This window comes from Mesorhizobium sp. B263B2A (assembly GCF_020165775.1).
Lineage (GTDB): Bacteria > Pseudomonadota > Alphaproteobacteria > Rhizobiales > Rhizobiaceae > Mesorhizobium > Mesorhizobium opportunistum.
Window position 1 is genome coordinate 221,161 of the sequence record NZ_JAIUIU010000008.1, and the last position, 19,818, is coordinate 240,978.

Annotated in this window: 14 protein-coding genes and 1 pseudogene; 14 read left to right on the forward strand and 1 reads right to left on the reverse strand. The window is 57.5% G+C overall.

The window, feature by feature from the left end; all coding sequences use genetic code 11:
* The first annotated feature begins 95 nt into the window (after positions 1–95).
* Positions 96–788, forward strand: coding sequence for a universal stress protein (locus tag LB568_RS15940; RefSeq protein ID WP_224655972.1), 693 nt, complete (start codon positions 96–98; stop codon positions 786–788).
* Positions 789–1,304: 516 nt separating this feature from the next.
* On the opposite strand, the gene LB568_RS15945 is transcribed toward LB568_RS15940, so the two are convergent.
* A complete protein-coding gene (locus LB568_RS15945) occupies positions 1,305–3,272 on the reverse strand; it encodes an acyltransferase family protein (protein ID WP_064993569.1) in 1,968 nt (655 codons plus the stop codon).
* 2,445 nt (positions 3,273–5,717) lie between these two features.
* Between LB568_RS15945 and LB568_RS15950 the strand changes: the two genes are divergently transcribed.
* The 13 genes and pseudogenes from LB568_RS15950 to tnpB all read left to right on the forward strand — a co-directional run.
* Entirely contained in the window at positions 5,718–7,022 is a 1,305-nt protein-coding gene (locus LB568_RS15950) for a lysine N(6)-hydroxylase/L-ornithine N(5)-oxygenase family protein (protein WP_064993517.1), read from the forward strand.
* Positions 7,023–7,626: 604 nt separating this feature from the next.
* Positions 7,627–8,802 carry a redoxin family protein gene (locus LB568_RS15955; protein WP_064993568.1) on the forward strand — a complete coding sequence of 392 codons (1,176 nt, stop codon included), beginning with the start codon at positions 7,627–7,629 and terminating at the stop codon, positions 8,800–8,802.
* A gap of 759 nt (positions 8,803–9,561) precedes the next feature.
* Positions 9,562–9,765: a CCE_0567 family metalloprotein gene (locus LB568_RS15960; protein WP_064993516.1), complete on the forward strand. Its 204-nt coding sequence runs from the start codon at positions 9,562–9,564 to the stop codon at positions 9,763–9,765.
* A complete protein-coding gene (gene fdxB / locus LB568_RS15965) occupies positions 9,762–10,073 on the forward strand; it encodes a ferredoxin III, nif-specific (RefSeq protein ID WP_064993515.1) in 312 nt (103 codons plus the stop codon). Before LB568_RS15960 ends, fdxB begins: the two co-directional genes overlap by 4 nt.
* A 150-nt stretch (positions 10,074–10,223) precedes the next feature.
* A complete protein-coding gene (locus LB568_RS15970) occupies positions 10,224–10,298 on the forward strand; it encodes a hypothetical protein (protein ID WP_246676749.1) in 75 nt (24 codons plus the stop codon).
* Between the two features lie 404 nt (positions 10,299–10,702).
* The gene (locus LB568_RS15975; RefSeq protein ID WP_064993514.1) at positions 10,703–11,716 is read left to right on the forward strand and encodes a 1-aminocyclopropane-1-carboxylate deaminase; all 1,014 of its coding nucleotides are present in this window, start codon (positions 10,703–10,705) and stop codon (positions 11,714–11,716) included.
* A gap of 430 nt (positions 11,717–12,146) precedes the next feature.
* Positions 12,147–12,893 carry a LuxR family transcriptional regulator gene (locus tag LB568_RS15980; protein ID WP_064993513.1) on the forward strand — a complete coding sequence of 249 codons (747 nt, stop codon included), beginning with the start codon at positions 12,147–12,149 and terminating at the stop codon, positions 12,891–12,893.
* Positions 12,894–13,012: 119 nt separating this feature from the next.
* Complete coding sequence (locus LB568_RS15985; RefSeq protein ID WP_064993512.1) at positions 13,013–13,210, forward strand: hypothetical protein; 198 nt, start codon at positions 13,013–13,015, stop codon at positions 13,208–13,210.
* Between the two features lie 338 nt (positions 13,211–13,548).
* Complete coding sequence (gene ectB / locus LB568_RS15990; protein ID WP_064993567.1) at positions 13,549–14,805, forward strand: diaminobutyrate--2-oxoglutarate transaminase; 1,257 nt, start codon at positions 13,549–13,551, stop codon at positions 14,803–14,805.
* Positions 14,798–15,637 (forward strand): hypothetical protein, encoded by an 840-nt coding sequence (locus LB568_RS15995; protein ID WP_064993511.1) that lies wholly within the window; start codon positions 14,798–14,800, stop codon positions 15,635–15,637. Before ectB ends, LB568_RS15995 begins: the two co-directional genes overlap by 8 nt.
* Positions 15,638–16,872: 1,235 nt before the next feature.
* Positions 16,873–17,823 carry a methyltransferase domain-containing protein gene (locus tag LB568_RS16000; protein ID WP_064993510.1) on the forward strand — a complete coding sequence of 317 codons (951 nt, stop codon included), beginning with the start codon at positions 16,873–16,875 and terminating at the stop codon, positions 17,821–17,823.
* A 343-nt stretch (positions 17,824–18,166) separates the two neighbouring features.
* Entirely contained in the window at positions 18,167–19,009 is an 843-nt protein-coding gene (locus LB568_RS16005) for an N-formylglutamate amidohydrolase (protein WP_084015730.1), read from the forward strand.
* 621 nt (positions 19,010–19,630) lie between these two features.
* Positions 19,631–19,747 (forward strand): annotated as a pseudogene (gene tnpB / locus LB568_RS33680) (IS66 family insertion sequence element accessory protein TnpB); the annotation flags it as partial.
* Between the last annotated feature and the right edge of the window lie 71 nt (positions 19,748–19,818).

The following is a 19,818-nucleotide window of genomic DNA, read 5'->3' on the forward strand; positions in this document are numbered from 1 at the left end:
TTTCCGTACGGATAATACCGGCTCTGATGCTCGTTTTGTCATATCGGCCGATGAGAGATGGTGTCCCCGAGTGGCCCACGGGGCGTGGACAGGCAATGGCCACATTGAACAATCAGTTTCGGCAAGACAGATTTACACTGGACGTGCCCAGACTGGAAAGACGCTCCGAGAAGATCCAGGAACTGCTGAGGGCAATGTGCCTTTCCTATGATGTCGATACGGATTATTGCAATTTGACTGGCGTGGGGGAGGTGGTGCGACAGCGGGCACTCTGCGCCGACCTGACCATTGTCGGCCCCGCACTTCTCAACGACAGTGTTGTCGGACCTGTCGTCATCAACGGCAGCTTATTTGATACGGGAAAACCGGTGCTTATTGTGCCCAAGCGCGCTGAGGCGACCCTGTGGCCAAGGCGCGTCCTGGTCGGTTGGGATTCGCGACTCGAGGCATCCCGTGCCGTTCGGGAAGCGCTGGGTCTCCTATGCGCTGCTGAGGAAGTTCGTGTTGTCCTGGTGGGTCCGAAGGCGAACCACAAAGGGTACGGCGCGAAACCTGGAGCCGATATTGCTGCCTATCTCACGCGCCACGGTGCTCGGGTGTCGGTTGACCTGTTGCCAAGTGCTGGCAAATCGGCGGCCAAGGTGCTTGCGCAGCACGCAATCGATACATCTGCCGACATGATAGTCATGGGCGCTTATGGCAGCCGTCGCCTGCGTGAGCGGCTCTTCGGCGGCGCAACGAAATGGATTGTTGACAAGCCGACATTGCCGCTGTTTTTGGCGCGCTGACCGGCTCGGGAGTTGCACCGATGCCGCTCGAAGCTTTAGTTCACTTGGGCGAACTATTCAGATATCGGGAAAAAGATCGCGGCGGCGCGAAGCTCCTCGAGGCAGTGCACGAGGCCTGACCGAACAAAATGCTCCGGTCTTGAGTTGCTTGTCGAACTCTCGCCCGAGACGGCCCCAAAGGCCGTGCAGCGGCGCTGCTCGAGCTCATCGAAGCACGGCCGCGGCAGATTGGCCCAAGACGAGAAAGGTAGCTTGGCTTAATTCAGTTGAGAAAGACAGTCGTTAGCTTGGTAGACGAGTTAGGACCTATTGCTGCGGCCAGCACAGCCGTTCGCTCAAGGCAATGCTCTTTGCAGCGCCAGGCATAGGCTGCCATTGTTCCCGGCTGCCCCATGTCGAGGGCAATTGCAGCTTCATATAACTCAAGACGAGTGCCCTCAGGCAACTTAAGGTAGGGCTTTCGCCGCAGCTCGTGATGACCTTTAGCTGGCGCCGGACGGAAGCAGTGTGCGATCCTCACTGCCCCGGAAAGCCTGCCTTAGCCGAATTCATGGCTGACGAAGAGATGAGCTTGGCGAAAATAGGGGCAAGGATATGCCGGCTCGCCGGCGAAAGGTGGATCGCGTCAAGGTAGAAGACGTCTTCACCTGATCTCAGCGGGCAGTTTTGCTGCCCACACAGAGCTGGGACTATGGGAATGAACTGTACGGTTCGCGGCAGCAGATCCGCGAGCATTCGATTGTTCTGCCAGGACATCTCGGCCGGCATGGTAGAGCACGGCGCGTCGCCCTTCATGAAGTCGGCACGGACGAGGCAAGTCAGCACATCGATGGATGGTTCCGGCGTGGGTCCAACCACGGCGGTCTTGATGCCATGGGCCGCCAGTGAGGCAGCGGTCTGTTCTATCGCGGACGTGAAGTTGGCATTGGAAGTCTCCTGCGAAGGCCAGCTTCCGTCTGTCGAGAGGAAGCTGCCTCCACGCCCCGAGTAGGCGTTCCAGCGGCCTGCCAGGATCACGAGTGTGATGTTGGGATCGGCAAGCACCGATTGGAGCGCGGACGCATTGAAGGCCGGGCAATCCGCTCTCAAGGGACTGGCGGGAAGCATCGTCATGTCGGGAAAAGGAGCGCACCCCGCCTTTGTGATCTGTCTGACGCGCACGCCTGTCGTCCGGGCCGCCTCGTCTAAAGCAGAGGCAAGATGGGCAGCCTGAGAATCGCCCCACAAAACGACCCTCGGAGCGATATTGCCGAAGCCGAGGATGCATTCGCCCGTCTTGGGAATGAGCCCGCCACGCTGGAGGCAGGAAGAGGATTCGAACTTGGCTCTTTCCGCTCTGAGCGCTTGAACAGAAGGACCGTCGTCAGGACCCCGGCTTGGGAAGCCGGAGCTGTAGATGATAGCCAGGGATAGACAGCAGACGCCGGCCATTGTGCCGGCGGTCGGTACCATCCACTTCCAGCCTGTGGCCCTCCGGCGAAACGGGCGCTCGACAAAGCGCCAGGAGAGTGCTGACGCGAGCAGTGCGGCGAGTACGACCGCGACACGTTCAGAGACGAACAATTCGCGATTCCGATAGATGCCTGCAAAGACCAGCAACGGCCAGTGCCAGAGGTAAAGCGAGTAGGATGTGAGCCCGATGAAGGCGGCAGGCTTGATCGACAGCGCTTTCGAAACCATCGTGTCGCGGTGAAAGCCGGCCGCGATGATGAGCGCCGCTCCAATGCAAGGAGCAAGCGCGTATAGGCCGGGAAATGGCGTATCCTGATTGAGCAGGAAGAGTGAAGCGGTGATGAGCGCCAGACCTGAGGCAGCGAGGAGTTCCGCAATCGTTCGGGTTGGCCTCATTGCCTTAGCAGCAGGCAGCGCGATCAGCCCGCCCGTGAGCAGTTCCCAAGCGCGTGTCGGAAGCATGTAGAATACAAAGGGCGGATCGCTCTGAAGCCAGTGCTGAGCGGCGGTGATGGAGATGATGCCCAGCGCCGCGACGATGACTGCCGCCCACGGTCTCAGCCATCGCATCATGAGTATGACCACCAGAGGCCAAAGGAAATAAAACTGCTCCTCGACGGCCAGCGACCATGTGTGCAGGAGAGGGAGCGAGGTCGCGGCTTCAGTGAAATAGTTGGTGTTGACGTAAAAAAAGAAGTTGCTGGCGGAAATCGCAGCGGCAATGGCGCTGTTGCCGAAGCCGATGAACTCACCCGGCGGCAGCACAAACCACCCCATCGCAAAACATGCGGCCAGCATCGCGAACAGGGCAGGAAAAATCCGTCGGACCCGGCGGTGATAGAAGTCCAGCAGCGAGAATTCGCCCCTGTCGGTGCGCTCGATGATGTCAGACGTTATCAGGAAGCCGGAGATCACAAAGAAGACGTCGACCCCAACGAACCCGCCGCTGACCGCTGAAAAACCAGCGTGATACAGGACAACCGGAACAACGGCGACGGCCCGCAGACCGCTGATATCCGCTCGGTACTTCATGCAGCTGATCGTCCTCAGAAGGTTCCGAGCAGCGTTTTTCATGGTCGTTACGCATCGTAAAATCGATAGTTTCGATGAAGTGCATCTACCGTATGAATGCGGGCCATCGCGTGCGACTAAGAACCGAACCAGACCGGACACAAATCGCGCAACGCAGAATCCCGCTCGATCAAAGTGAAAGACGGTTTTTCACTAGAAGGCGAACCCGTCCGGTCACCGGCCACTCCGGCTTGTCAGCGTGCGCAGTGGTGCGCCGATGGTACGGGCGCCGAGGCAAAGACCGCCACTCCAGCGCGCTACATGAGCTTGAGATCGTCAGTCGGATCGATCAGCTGCTGCCTTGCGTCAGCTCGACTTGAATTGGTGTGGCTCTTGTTCATCTCTTCCGCGGTCCTTGTGCCCACCTAGCGCATGTGCGCAGTATCCACCTTCACCGCGCCCGTGATGTCGATCGGCGATTGCCGCGCGGCCGTTGAACAGACGAAACCTATAAGCGCGGCTGGACGGCCAGTCAGAAACAGCACGCTGCCGGATTGGCCACCTACCGCAGCTGCAAAGCAGGCCAGTCATCTCTCAATCGACTGGCTCGCCCGTGCCACGTGGGGCAGTTCCGATTGGGATGATCGGCATCGCCGATCGTACGGTTTCTCATAAGTAGATCGGGCGTCGAGTTTGCAGGCGAGTTGCGCAGGCATTCGTTATGGAGCTCTGGGGTTCGGTTGTTGATCGCATGCGAGGCGCACGCATTCACATCGTAGATGGGCTCCATCGAAACAATCTATTTTACGGAGAGTAACGGACATGAAAAAGCGTTGCTCGGGAGGCGACGCCCACCGGAAATCTCTCCAGGTCATGCGCAAGGCGGAAGGTGGAGCGGCGTCCTCCTTCTGATGCCTAGGGTTCATCACTCAATTTCGTCGCTCGCTTCCTGGATCCATCCCGCAGCGTCACGAGCCTGATCATTTGTGCTCGCGACCGGCGGACCCGTTCGGCGCGACCGGCAGACGATCTGCATTCCTCCAAATCCGATGCCGTGCGCGAGCTTCTCAACACTCCGGACGGATTTTCGGCGAAGGTGAGCTATCTCAAACGGTATGCCGCCACGCTTCGCTGCGGACTTAAGGGCGCAATGGATGTCGCCGAAGCCGGATCGTGGGTTGGACCCGAGGGTGCAAAGCGGTCTTGGCGTATGAGATGCATGAACGAACTGCAGCCGCTATCTCGATGACGATACCTTACTGAACCAATCGCGCGACGAGGATTGTCTGGCCAGGAACAACGTTCCGACCTGGTGGCCGCGCGCTCCTTGCCGCGATTTGGCGTGTGCTGGCGTCTTCAACGCAATCGCTGCTGATCGCCTCGAGCCGCTGTCGGCTTCCACCGTAATCGACGGCGGCTGCGCCGGCGGAGATGTAAGCTCGAGCGCAGCGGTCGGACGAATGGCCCACGTCATCGGCATTGACCTCGACGAAGGGAGCTTGTGCTGGCGCGCGAAGAAGCTGCCGCGCGCACCTTAGTCGAGTGCTAATGGGAGCGTCATGCGACGTAAGAATGCTATGCCTATCAGATCATCATGGGAGAGATCCACGTCGCATGACACATGAGACATTACCGGATTCCCCGGACGGCGCCCATCTGAAAAAAACGCTAGAGTTGGTCAAGCTGGTGCTGTTCCGAAGGGCGACAAAGTGCAAACCTTCAAGGCCTGCCGTTCAACGTCGGATACTCGACACGATCACAAACCCGCTGTCAGTTGGTTCCATCAAAGTTTCCTCCTGGCACGTCGATTGAGGGAACATTCCGAACACATCAGCGCACGTCCTGCCATGATCAGGCTAAGCGAACATTTATTCGGGATCGGAGCTACCCTGTTAGCTTACCGGTAAGAGCACCGGGACAAATCTGCCGCCGGTGCAAGGTTTCCCACCTCAACGTCGGATAGCCGACACGATCACAAACCTGCTGCCAGTTGTTTTGATCAATTTTCCTTCTGGCACGTTCGATGCAGGGAATCTTCTGAACACATCAGAAGGATGTCCTCCTATGGTCAGGGTCACTGAAGAATGCTGTTGCCGCACTGGGACCGCGCTTCGGCTGATCCACAACCGGTCAGAAGTGGGCGCATCACCTTGGAGGCGAGCGACTGCGCCCGCTTCACACGCCGAATAAGGTCGGTAAGCATCCGCTGAGCGAGACGCTATCATCGAAGCGGGTGGAAACGTCGATCCCGCGCACGGCCCCCACGTCCCGACATGAGTGTCGATCTCATCACTTGGCTGGATCCCTGGGCCTCACACAGCCGACCACACGAACGCGGGGACAAACGCTAGCGAATCCAGCCGCACCGGCGTCGAGAATGGCCGCGTAGTGCGGAAGCCGAATGACCATGGCCGATGTTCGCCGCGAGCATCGCGTGTTTGGGAAACATCTATAGGAGCAGGACAAGTGGACATCTCTTGCATTGGGGTGGGTGCTGGACCGCCTAATCTCAGCCTTGCGTGTCAGATACACGAGCAGATCGGTCGAGGGGCACTGTTCTTGGATCGGCAGGTCGACTTCCGGTGGCACCCCGGCAGCGCATTGGATTCGCCGGAACCCCAGGTCAACCACCTCAAGGATCTGGTCACGCTGGTGAACCCGCGATCAGCCTACACTTTCGCAAACTATCTATACGAGAACGGGCGTCTATTCCACTTCCTGAACGCACAGTTCGAGGCCGTGCTCAGAGCTGAGTTTGAGCAATACCTGAACTGGGCCTTCCACCGGAACCCGCTTGTCTGCGGCGGCGAGACTGTGCGCGAAATCCGCTTCGAGGGCGAATTTCGGGTGTGGACGGACGACGCAGTTCGTGGCGCCAGAGACCTCGTGATCGGCATCGGCAAGCAGCCGCGGATTCCGTCTCAGTTTCAGGGCTGGACCGGGCGCAACCTGTTCCACTTATCGGATTTACCGCGCATCCATCCTGAGGATTGGAAAAAGGACGTTTGCGTGGTTGGTGGAGGCCAGTTGGGAGCGGAGGTGCTATTACACCTCGTCGGCCTGCCAAAAGAGCGGCGGCCTCGATCGATCACTTGGGTCTCGGAGGGCGAAAACTATCAGCCCATCGACAACAGCCCGTTTACAAACGAGTTGTTCATAGCGTGCTCTTCGGATCGCTTGGCGGCAATGAGCGAGTCGCAGCGCAAACTGTACCTGAGGCGTTTCGTGCTTGCTTCCGACGGCATTTCGGAAGAGACGTTGAGCGCGATTTATCAAGCGCTATACCGGCACGCGTTTTTGGAGCCAAGCCACTGCGAAATCACACTGCGGCCGGGCTGCACCGTCTCGCACTGCGTCAACGCCGGCGCGGGTCACAGGCTGACCCTGCGCCGCGGCAGGAGTGAGCTCGAAGAAGTCACGGCCGACATCGTCATCCTGGCCACCGGTTACGAGAACGCGTTGCCAGACTTCTTGGAGCCGATGGCCTGCCGGCTGGAAAAGAGCGACAACGAATTGGCTATCCGCGAAGATTTTTCCGTGTGCTGGGACGGACCGCCTGAAAGGCGCATCTTCGTACAGAGCGCGACCCTCGGGCAGCGCGGGCTGGCTGATCCAAATCTAGGCCTGCTGGCCTGGCGAGCGCGTCGCATCCTCGACAGCCTTCTGGGACGCGTGCCGCAGGCGAACCGCGAGCATGCCGGCTTCATCAGACCTGCCCCCGTCGACAACTGGCCGCACCCCGTGGCGGAAGAAATGGGCAGCGGGATATGACCTACGGCTACTGATCACCAGCGGGAGGGGCCGAGGAATGCTGTCCGCCTTCGCTGCAGCGAAGAGCGGGGTGGATGCGGCATCCGTGTCCCCGCGAAGCAGCATTCGCGCTGTCCGTCGGCAGCTCGCACTCGACGCTGGGCCTCATCGACAACGGCTTTAGCAGAAAAGCTCAACCGTAACCGGGCGGCACTCAGTCGTTGCACGCGGGAGCCAGTCGCGGAGCTAGCCCCGCCCTTTCGAACGGCGCCGAAATGCTGCTGCTGGAGGAGCCGAGCCATTTGACCGCAGAAGAGAGCCAAGCTGTTCGGTTTCTTACGCAGGAGTGGTTGCGGTGTCCAAAAACTTACAGCCGGCAGAAACTTGTCGGGTCGAAGACAGCTGGCCAACTGGGCCTATGAGGTTTCAAAGGGGTAACCATGGAGTTAACGGGCACTAAGCGTGCTGGCACGGCCTTTGCGGCAATACTCGTGAGGGCTGACCGCATGAGAACACGCAAGCCGGATTGGTTGCCTGCCAACTCGTGTGTTCCGCTCTTGAGAGAGAGAACGACCAGCTAACCCATAAGCGCCAGGAAAGGTGTGGGAATTTGGAGAACGAAACGGTGTTGCGTATTGAGTCCCCCGCTCCGCCAATCAAAGTGGACACTTGGCTGCGTGGCGAACCCATCACGAACTTTCAGCCCGGCAAGGTCTGTCTGGTCGAATTTTGGGCGACTTGGTGCGGACCTTGTGTGGCGGCTATACCCAATCTGATGCAGCTGCAAGAGGAATATCAAGACAGTGGATTCGAGGTCGTCGGAATCGCAACTAGCGAACAGGCTCCAACCGCAGACGAGGCGCGGACCAAGTTGGATGCGTGGCTGACCGAGAGGTTCCTGAATCTGAATTACCGGATTGCGTTCGATTTTACCGGTGAAATGAACAGACTATGGATGCAGGCGAGTTCTTCTCCCGGAATCCCTGAGTCGTTCCTGGTTGATGGCAACGGCCGCATCGCTTTCATCGGACACCCGGCGGAACTCGATGAGGTTTTACCCAAAGTTCTGAACGGCAGCTGGCGCAGCAGCAATGAAGCGAGGGCCGCCGACATAAGGCGGTTCGCTACTAGCCAACGCACAGCGCGCGAACGGGCCCGGACCAAACCGATATACGCCAAACTTAAGCCCGCCACACAGGCCGAGGATTGGCCGGCCGCACTCTCGGCAGTTGAAGAAGGCCTGGCATTGATGCCGGACTATATCGGGTTTCGGCAAACTCAAGCGAATCTTCTGCTTCACAAGCTGCGGGACATGCAGAGCGGCTTGCCAGTCATGCGCCAGTTAGTCGAGGACGCGATCAACAAAAAAAACGAGGCCGTGTCTTGGATGGTCATGGCCCTGAATCAGCTCTTCGATCCCGCGATAGACAACTCCCATCTTCCCCGTGCTGAGCGCTTTGCGATAGGCAACACGCTCTCGGAACAAATCCTGACACTGAATCCCCCGGATGGCGACGGGCGCCTTAAATTCCGTTGCTACCTCCCGGTAGCTCAGTATTACCACGAGAGCGGCAACAACGCTCGCGCGATCGAGTTGATCGAAGCGGCACTGAAATCGCTGGATATTCCGGAGCCAATGCCTGATCACATCAAACAGACACACCATAGCCCCTTGCTTCAAGCCCTGGCCGACTACACGGGTGAGAACGTCTGTTGCGGGGACTTCTGTGTGGCACCGCAATCAAGGCTCCTGAACACTAAAGCGGAGTGGCCTCATGAGCAGAGATTGCAAAAGGCATGACAAGTGGAATCGAACCCTGGTCAATTCGCCCAATGCATGCAGCCCGCTCGCAGCAAGTATGCCCATGCAGCACCGAGGGGATCGTTGCTGTAGGTCAAGGCTGGGGCGTCAACGACCTCCAGAGACGGTTCGCCGCGGACGCGATGTTCGACGAGAATTTAAGCTATCGCGGAGGACGTCACAGTCCAGGACATGTTCAAGGTCGGCCCAAGCACAGCATTACCTGGAACCCGGCCCGGCCAAGCCGGGGGGCGGCCGCGTAAGCGGGCCCGAAGTTGGCGCAGCCGAACGCAGAGCTCGCCCTCTGAGACGACACTGAATTGAGGAAACGATATGTCTCACACCGCGCTTGATCCTGCCCGTCGACCATCGAACGGCTCCTGGCGCTGATCCGAGCTCAGGACAGGCGATGCCAGGGCAAATGACCGAGCTGCTGGTCGGCTTCATCATCACGAAAAACTGCGTCCTTCAGATCCCGATCATTGGCGATTCTGCTGTGTAGGCTCGACATATTTCACACAGCAGCGGGGATTGTGATCGAGGAGCGCTCTTGCGTGACCACATCGCCAACAATGATGAAATCGATCGGGGTTTCGGGGTTTTCACGGGCGGGCAGTTAATCGTTTGAGACGTCCACCGCGTCGTCTTCGAGACTTTCCGGAAACTTGCCCGCACCGGTACGAAACTGGGCGACGATGCGACTGCGGTCATTGCCTGTCCGACGTTGCGAGGATGAAACCGAATTTTCGAGGAAGGCTCATGTCAAATCTGGATGAGATGTTGAAGAAAGTCCGAAAGCTGCAACTGCGCGCGGCGATTGCCAAGACGAACTTGCGCGACCTTGCCGAGGGCCTCCCGAACAAATGGACTGAGATAGCGGAAGTCGCCGAGACAGCGCACGCTGTTTATGCCGAGTTGAATAGTGCCCGGAGAGAGCTCGCCAAAATGAGGACCTTACGATGACGAGCATCACCCGCGACGGCTCCAAATGGGTGCCGGAATATCTGGCCGCTATAGACGAGAAAATCTGTATCGGCTGCGGTCGCTGTTTCAAGGTCTGCTCGCGCGAGGTCATGCATCTTCACGGCGTGGATGACGCGGGTGAAATCCTCGGCATCTGCGACGGGGAAGACGACGACTTCGACGGTGAGCTCAATCGTATGGTCATGGTAGTGGACCATGCCGGCCGCTGCATTGGCTGCGGAGCCTGTGGCCGTGTCTGCCCAAAGAACTGCCAGACGCATGTCGCGGCCGACCAGATTGCAGCATGAGCAGCATCAATGACGGGATAGGAGAACGACTTTGGACCTCATCATCTTTAGTCGACTCGCGGCGGTGGTTGGAGCGGCAACGCTGTGTCCGTTCTCTTCGCTTAGCACGCGATCCGTCTAGCCGTCGTCGCTACGCTGGCCTGTTCGCTACTGCTCCAGAGGGATTATTTCGGCAGCGTGCTCTTTCTGCTCTGGCGGTCCAGTGTGCTTGTCGAGCAGAGGTAAGGGTAGGCCAACGCAGTTCGAACCAGCCGCCACAAGATGACGAGTTGAGGAATGAATGTTCAGATGTATCTCAGCTCGTTCTGACTGCGCTGTGTGTTGACGCTGTGTTGAGGCGTAGTGACAGAGCGGAACTCACGTTCACGCCCAACAAGAGACATCGAATTGATAGGACAAGAATACAGGTGGGCCGGAACTGGCCAGGGGTGGCAACATGCTCGGTGAAGCTGTTTGCGTTCGCCACGCACATAGGAGGCTCGCAGCACGCCGGCACCGGTCGATCGAACGGAGACGCCGGCGATGATGTGAGTCACTTCTACAACGTTCCAGAACATAGCTGGCTCAGCACGAACGCCCATGACCTAGGCTGGAGATAGTTCAGCTTGAATACCTCTGCTGGAGAAAACATGCTGAAAAAGTTCCCACGCTATCCGCTCACCTTTGGCCCAACGCCGATCGAGAAGCTCGACCGCCTCGGCAAACATCTGGGCGGCAAGGTAGAGATCTACGCCAAACGCGAGGACTGCAACTCAGGTCTCGCGTTCGGTGGAAGCAAGCTGCGCAAGCTCGAATACATCGTTCCCGATGCGATCGCGTCAGATGCTGATACGCTGGTCACCGTCGGGGGCGTGCAGTCCAACCACACCCGGATGGTCGCAGCGGTCGCGGCCAAGATCGGCATGAAATGTCTTCTGGTTCAGGAGAGCTGGGTTCCACATGACGATGTCGTCTACGACCGGGTCGGCAACATTCTTTTGAGCCGCATCTTGGGCGCAGAGGTGCGCCTGGTCGACGAGGGCTTTGACATAGGTATCCGCTACAGTTGGGAAGAAGCGCTCCATGATGTCAAGGCAAGGGGCGGCAGACCTTATGCGATACCGGCCGGGGCCTCTGTCCACAAATACGGTGGCCTTGGCTATGTGGGGTTCGCTTACGAGGTGCGCGACCAGGAGAAACAGCTTGGTTTTGCCTTCGACTACATTGTGGTCAGCACTGTCACAGGTTCAACGCATGCCGGCATGATCGTCGGGTTCGCGAAGGACGGTCGACAGCGCAACGTGATCGGTATCGATGCATCCGCCACTCCAGCAAAGAGCAAGGCGCAGGTGCTTAGCATTGCCAAACGTACAGCGATGCTCGTCGAGCTCGAAACGGAACTTGTCGAGGCTGACGTGGTGTTGCTCCAGGACTACGCGTACCCGCGCTATGGCGTTCCGTCCGAGGAAACGAAGGAGGCGATCCGTCTGTGCGCGCGGCTCGAGGGTATGATCACCGATCCGGTCTATGAGGGCAAATCGATGCAAGGGATGATCGACCTCGTCCAGAAAGGTTTCTTTCCAGAGGGGTCGAGGGTCCTTTACGCCCATCTGGGTGGCGCGCCCGCAATCAATGGTTACGGCTACACCTTCCGTAACGGCTGACGGGCGACAGCTCGCGTATGCCGCCCTGCCGTGCCGGACGTGTCCACGACAGTGCCGAACCGGAAAGGCCGGAGCCAATTCCGCGGACGGTCGATGATCTGGTAAATAATTCAGAGCGTTACGCGCAGAGGCTCGCGACCAAATTCCTCCCTGGGCGGTTGGCCGTCGAGAGACACGAGGCCGTTGAGTTCGTGCTCCGCTGCCATTCTGCGACCCAACGACTGTTCACTCCGCGACAAAGTGCGTTCGGTTCATCTCCTGGGTACCTTACCCAGCCCATTGCAATCTGAAGAAAAGCTTTGCGCCCAAGTTGGCACGACTCTTGAAGCTCTGTCGACAGGGGAGGAGCCAGGACTCAGATTCCACCACGCAATTGGGATGCTGGGCTGGAGCAGCTCGCACCAATGAGAACGCAACTGAAGGAGAGATCATGGAATTCTCGCGGATTGCGGCCGAGTTAAGCCTATTCCTCGACACGACTAATGATGTCGCTGAATCCGAACAGTTGTTCGAATTGTTGTCCGCGTTTGCGCTGAATTTCGATTGCCCGTGGATAGCCTATGGCCCCCTTGCACCAGAACAAAAGGTTTTGAAGCCGACCCGACCGGACTCTGCGATGATGTGGAATTACCCTGATGAATGGCAGGAGCGCTACTTAAAGATGGGTTATGCCAAAATAGACCCGCTCATCAAGAAAGGTCGAAAGGGGGTAGGGCCCTTCCGGTGGAGTGAGGTTTATACCCACGAAAGCACGACTGAAAATGAACGCCGCGTCCTGGACGAGGCGGGGACGTTCGGCTTGAAGTCAGGCGTTACCGTTCCATTACATGGTCCCGCTGGCAGCTTTAAGCTTATGTGTTTTGCTAAATCCTCGGACGGCGAATTGGAAAATAGAGCGATCACCTATCTGCAAATTGCCGCAGTACAGTTTCATCTGAGGGTTGCGAAGCTCGGAACGCAGAGGTCATCGGAGCACGCCTATAAGATCTCTGATAGGGAAAGAGAGTGCATTCATTGGATATCGAAAGGAAAAACGTCAGGGGAAATAGGGACGATATTAGGACGGTCCCAAAACACGGTTGATTTCCATGTGAAAAACGTGATGCGGAAGTTGGACACGACCCGCAGAACGGCACTTGCTGCGAAAGCTGTGGAACTTGGGATTATCGAACCATAGAAAGGAAGATTCGGCGAGCTCGGTGCGCGGCCTGTCGTGGAGCTCGAGCCTCGTCATACGCGGCGCCGATGGCTGCCGCAACCTCCAAATCCATCACTCGCTCGCCGAGAAGGCCTATCATGTCGCGCAAGAGACCGGCCAAGAGCGCACGCAGGTTCCTCATGCCATCGGTCGTCGATGATTCCTTTAAGACCCGCAACCGAGCTTTGCCGGGGAACATCGATGACCGGATGACCGCCGCAATGCCGCTCGCTGCGGCACTGTTGAGGGCGCTCGCGAGCGGCTTCGCGATCGCCGCGCTCCACAGCCTGTGGTGACGTGCTCCAGCGGTCGGACGACTCCTATGATTTGGTCGGCCGAATTCTCGCAGGGGCGATGGGGCTGATCCGTCAACTACCCGATGCCGTAGTATCGGTGCTTGTCCGGAAAATCTATATGTTGTCCACCGCATTCACCCTAGGTATCAGCTCTGGAGCAACGCAATAATGGGGTATTTTTAAGAGAGATAGCCACACCAATTAGAATTCCCGCGAAGTACCGGCCCAAAAAAGTCAATCCGACGATTCTGGTGTCAATGTGACATGAAGAACATTCACCACGAGCAGAAAGTTTTATCACTCTCCCCGTGAATGATCTCCGTGCAGAGGACCTAAAGATGAACATCAACGCGTTCACGGCTCATGAATCCAATGTTCGCCGATATTGCCGGGCCTTTCCCACAGTCTTTACGAAGGCACTGGGGGCGACGATCTGGGACGAGACCGGCAAGCCTCACATCGATTTCCTTGTGGGTTCCGGCGCGCTCAACTACGGACACAACAACCCGAATATTATGGCACCAGCAATCGAATATCTTATCGGTGAGAACATTGTGCTGTCGCTTGATATGCATACGGTGGCTAAGCGTGACTTCATTGAAGCCTTTGTGGATTCGATCCTGAAACCCAGGGGGCTTTCCTACAAGATACAGTTTCCTGGGCCGACGGGCACAAACGCCAACGAAGCGGCGCTGGCCCTTGCGCGAAAGTATACCGGCCGCTCGAGCGTCATGGCATTCACAAATGCGTTCCACGGTATGTCGCTCGGCTCGCTAGCGATCTCGGGGTCGGCGTCCACCAGAGAGCTGGGAGGCGTTGCGCGCCACGATGTGATCCGTATCCCATTTGACGGCTATCCGAGCCAAGCGTTCGATTCCGCCAATTACATTGATTGCGTTTTGAGCGACCCAGGGAGCGGCATAGAAAAGCCAGCCGCAATCATTCTGGAGACCATCCAGGCAGAAGGGGGCATGAACGCCGCATCCGCGGCTTGGCTCATAGAAATTCAGCGCATTTGCCGCAAGCATGGCATTGTTTTTATCGTCGACGATATCCAGGCGGGTGCGGGCCGAACAGGCGATTTCTTCTCCTTCGAGTTCGCCAAAATCGAACCCGACATCGTGTGCCTTTCCAAGTCACTGAGCGGTTCAGGGAGTCCGTTCTCCATTGTCCTTATTCGCCCCGACATGGACATATGGAAACCCGGAGAACATAGCGGGACCTTCAGAGGCAATAATTTCGCCTTCGTGACGGCAGGGGCCATGTCCAAAATGTGGTCGGACAGCCGGTTTACTGCAGGCGTGGAACAGACAGCGGCCAAACTGCAGGGGCACCTTGACCGCCTCGTCGCGAAATTTCCCAGATACATTGAACAAAAACGGGGCCGCGGTCTGATGGCTGGCCTCAAGTTCCGTTCACCGGCCCTGGTCGGCAGCGTGCACGATGTCGCGTTCGAGAATGGCCTGCTTATCGAATCCTCAGGGCCAAATCGCGACGTGATCAAAGTCCTCCCGCCGATAACCATCACCGATGTCGAACTTGATAACGGCGTCGCCATTCTTGACCACGCACTACAGGAGCAAGACAATGCGTAATCAGATTCCTCAACCGCCCGCCATCTCTCCTGTTTCGATCAGACACCGGACCGGCTCGATCAGCACTGCTGACATCATCTCGGTCCTGAAAGGCGAGACGACCGCTCTGCACATCAAGCAGGCTTTCAGCACTGAAGTAGCCGAGGAGATCAGCGCGAACTTCAGTGCCAGTACCGGTCTCAAGCAGCGAAAGGATGGAGTGCCAGGACAGTATGTTGGCGCATCCCACTACAGGAAGGATGCAGCCACCTATTTCGCAGAGGCCGAAAATGCGCGGCCGCACGTCGAGGCCCTGTTTAAGAATTTGGTTGACCCGGTCCGAGCAATATTCAGCGCATTGAAGCGCGAGCTTCACAACCAGGGCATCGAACTGCGACTGGCCCGTTCAGAACACGGTCAGGCCAATGTTTGTCGTGCCATCAACTGGTCTGGCAGCGGCGCATTTTCATTGGACCCCCACGACGACGTCGCTCAAGTCTTATGTGCTGGCAATGGTTATGAGCTTTCTTCCGTGGCGCACAACACTGTCGCAGCATTTAACTTCTATCCGAGCATGCCCGAGGAAGGCGGCAATCTGAGGCTCTGGAGCCATAAGCCGACAGTTGCCGACCGAAAGTCGCAGGGCGTGGAAACCACCGGCTATCCCTACTCGGCAGCCTATCTCGAGGCCGTTCCTTGCCGCGAGATCCAGCTCAAGGCCGGGGATATCGCTTTGATCGATGGCGGCTTCGTTCACGGGGTTACCGGTCAACCAGGCAACGGAAAGCGTCGCTTGTTGCTGAACAGCTTTTTCGGGTTTGCGCGGCCGGATCTTGTTCTCTGGTGGACCTGACTTTGGAGGACCGACCTTTAATGCGGATGGATTGCGCATCTATCAGCGTCGATGCGCAGTCGACTGCTGCTGACCTTCGACTTACGCCCGCCCGCCACCGGATCGCCCGCAACGGATGATTGCGCCGCACCCGCGCCTCAAGGTCAACATAGCTAAACAGTTCGCCAGCTCGATCGTCGCCGCCGCGCACGTCACTTCCGAATCCCTTCGGAACCAGTGAATTACCGCTGCGATCCGGTGGCGAGTGCCTTTTCAACAGCTTGCTAGAGAAATACCCAAACATCGGGGTTGCAGTCATGCTGGAAAACCGGTGCGGTTATGTCAGTCGCCCATGCCAACAACGCCGCCGATAGCGCTGCCGCAAAGGCGGGTACTGACTGTCAAGGTATCGCTATCCCAAGCGTTGCAACAGATTCGTCAAACAAGTTTACAGACTCTTTGCGAATGCAAGTCGCTGACCATGGTAAGTTCGCTTTAAGTCCGAGATTGGCCGTAGCTAATCGTCAACTCAATGGTTTGGAATGCGTGAACATAGAACCTGCAGCTTTGATCGCAAGACGCACCAGAGAGGCCCTTTAATTGATATCGACATTTTCGAAGCTCATGAGTCTAACGTTCGTCGCTATTGCCGGTCGTTTCCAACCGTCTTTACGAAGGCCCTCGGAGCGACAATCTGGGACGAGGCCGGTAAGCCATTTCTCGATTTCCTTGTAGGGTCCGGCGCACTCAACTAGGGACCCAACTATCCTTGCGCCAGCAATTGAATATCTCGTCGGTGAAAACATTCCTCTCTCGCTTGATATGTATACTGCGGCAAACGTATCCGGGCAAAGACAACGAGGACGCGCTACCGTGCAGCAAGAAGGGGTGGGTAACTACCGAACAGGCGCATATCCCTATTTCACATTCATCAAAATCGCGTTGCAAAAGGTATGCATGATTGCTGTAAGCTATAATGTTTACTCAGAATATGTGACGTATAATTGTGTAAGAGACTGTCGAGAGTTCGAGTTCAGGAAAATTCTATGTCATTTGATTTAGACAACTTTTTCTGGTTCGATGCGGGGACTTTGGCCGGAAAGGGTTCGGCCACGCTCGTTCGCCTCCGCTCGTGGAGCAGTGCTGCTATATCACGGAGGCGGTCTGCAAAGTAAATCATTCCACCCTTCATCGCTGAGATCCGGCAGGGAACTGTCGATCTGTTCGCTGGCAAACAATCACCAGGGAGAACTACAATGTTTCGCAATAATTTGAATTCGGACCTCGTCCAGTTGCAAAAGATCGACCCGCTGGCCTTCAAGGCGATCGAGCCCGGAATAGCTAGAGAGTCATCCGCCTGCCTTACAAATCTGGCGAATCTCTCGCGCAATGAGTTCACCTCGGAAGGGCGTGGGGCGGATTACCTCGATAGCATCCAACTGTCGCTGCTGGCACGATCGGAGGGTGTGATGGATCTTCTGGGCAAGATGCACCCCAATGGTTGCGACGGACTTTGTTCATCAATGATCATCTGCGATCTTCTCGCCGGTGACGGCTACGTGAACAAGGTAGCCCATCAGATCTTGGGTGCGGCGCGCTGCCCGACGTTCATCAACTCTGACATCTCTCAGTTCATGGTGGACCGTTGCATCCGCGACGGCCTTTTCGCAATCTGGCAAAGCGCGACCGATCCGTTCTGGATTAAAGACGGGTCGGTGGACGGTGTGCTGATGGCTTACGGCACGCACCACATCCCGCACGCTCAACGCACCACCGCTGTCCAAGCGGCTGCGCGAATTCTTCGGCCCGGTGGCGTCTTCGTTCTTCATGACTTCGAAGAGGGTTCAGCCACCGCCCGCTGGTTCGCTGACGTAGTGTCAACTCATTCGGTGACGCCACACGACTATCCTCATTTCACCGCGGGCGAGGTTCTTGATCTGTTCGCTGCTGCGCAGTTCGATGAGGTGACTGTGCAGCGAATTACAGACCCATTCGTCTTCCAGGCAGAAGACGAGGAGAGCGTTCTCCAATCGCTGGCCAAATACGTCGTGAAGATGTACGGGCTAGAGAAGCTCCGCAACGATACGCAGCGTGTGCTCGCGCTTCTTGATGAGTATTTCGGGCTCGCCGTGACGGGAACCTCTCGCGGTGGCTTCGAAGCGCGCATAGCGCGCAACGCTTTGGTCGGCAGTGGGCGACGGGTGTGAAATTATCACTGGGTCGACCAAGGTCGATTTCTGCTTCACCCTGCCGTGTGTCATCTGCTTTGAATTCTCGAATTGCTACCGCTCAATTAGAGTTGTCTAGCCCAACAGTATGAAACGTATCAACATCGGACACAGCGAGATATCTGAACAGGCGATTGGCTTTCACTCAGTCCGATCGATAGACGAGGTTTCTGGCGAGGCGCCGGAACTTGCATGTCGTGCCATGGTATCTAAGAGAGGGCTCGTCAATCGCCTTGATCATAGCCGCGCATCTTGATCGCCTGCCGATCTTAGAGTCGATTGGTGCCCTCGCAACCGATCTGCCCTCGCAACTGAGAAGCCAATGCCACGGCACCTACTCCAAGCACCTATCGAACTAGAGGATGTACCCGGATACCGTTGGAAGGATGGGCTTCTTGGGCCGGATGAGCCTAACCCGGTTGGGCATGTTTGCCCGACAGGATCATCGCCGTTTCTTCTGCTCTGCGATCATGCTGGTCGGCTGATCCCTAAGTCGCTCGGGTCTCTTGGCGTCTCTCCAGCCGATCTCATACGTCATATTGCTTACGACATCGGTGCTCTCGGCGTCAGTAGACGGGTGTCCGAACGACTCGACGCCGAGTTGATCTACCAGCGCTACTCCCGGCTTATCGTTGACTGCAATCGTCCACCCCACAACCCGACAGCATTTGTCACGATGACCGACGGAACGACTATCGCGGGGAATCTGGATCTAACTGTACCGGCTGCTGCCATGCGCCTGTCTGAGATCTTTCATCCCTACCAAGCGAGGATCGAGCATGTGGTTCGGACCCGTCTTGCCGCGAAACGTCCAACGGTGATCTTGACCGTCCACAGTTTCACCCCTTGGCACACCGACTACCCGACGCCGCGCCCTTGGCACCTAGGCCTTCTTTTCAACGAAGATCGCCGCCTGGCAGACGCGCTGGCCGAAGAATTCAAGATGGCGGGCGATCTCGACATTGGCTTCAATCAGCCTTACGCGCTGGAAAATGAGTCGGATTATGCAGTCCCCGTCTACGCGGAACATCGAGGTCTGCTCGGAATCGAGTTGGAAATTAGGCAGGATATGATCACGGAACCGGCCGATCAGATCAAATGGGGTGATCGGTTAGCGGAAGCACTGAGAGCTGCGCTTAGACGCATCGCTCCTGAATTTGTCTGAAAGGAACGCACGGCCCGAGCCAGCACTCTCGGAATGAAAATCCCCGCGTGGTGATGATTGGCAATCAGGGCTTGTCGGTTGTAATAAAATGCGCGGACGCTCGTTTCCGGTGGAACGCGTAGCGGCCTATTCGGCAGATTTGCAACCTGAGCGGGCCCGTTACCTTAACCACTGTGCGGAATTCGGGCCGACTCCCGCTTCGCTGACGATAAGGCGCATCGAGCTTGAACACAGTAAGGGGTGGTGATCAACGGTGCCGGCGGTCGGCGTCACTGGTCGGTGGATGACAAGGCGCGGATCATCGCGGAGACGCTGGAGCCGAACGCAATCATTTCCTAGGCCGCCCGTCGGTATCGCCTTAGGCCGCAGCAGGTCTTCGCCTGGCGCCGCGAAGCGCGCAAAAAGGCCACTTCGGTGCAGCAAGATTCTCCTGCCTTTGTGCCGACGGTGTTGGCGGCGGCGGAACCTGTAGTCAGCCGTTCACCGAAGCAGCGGAAACGGCAAGCCACCCGAGATGCCGGTATGATCGAGCTTGAGATCGACGGCATCGTCATGCGCGTCGGCCGGGGCGCCGATATCAAGACGGTGGCCGCAGTAATCCGCGCGCTGAAGGCGGACCTCGTGATCGGGCCGACGGGGGCGGTCAAGGTGATGGTCGCGACGAAGCCAGTGGACTTCCGCAAGGGCGCCGAGGGTTTGGCCGCGCTGGTGCGCGAGACGATGGGCGCCGATCCGTTCTTATGCATCGGGTGAGATTTTGTGGCGGAGCCGTCCTGGCGCCAGCCGAGGTCTGCCAAATCTGGAATCCT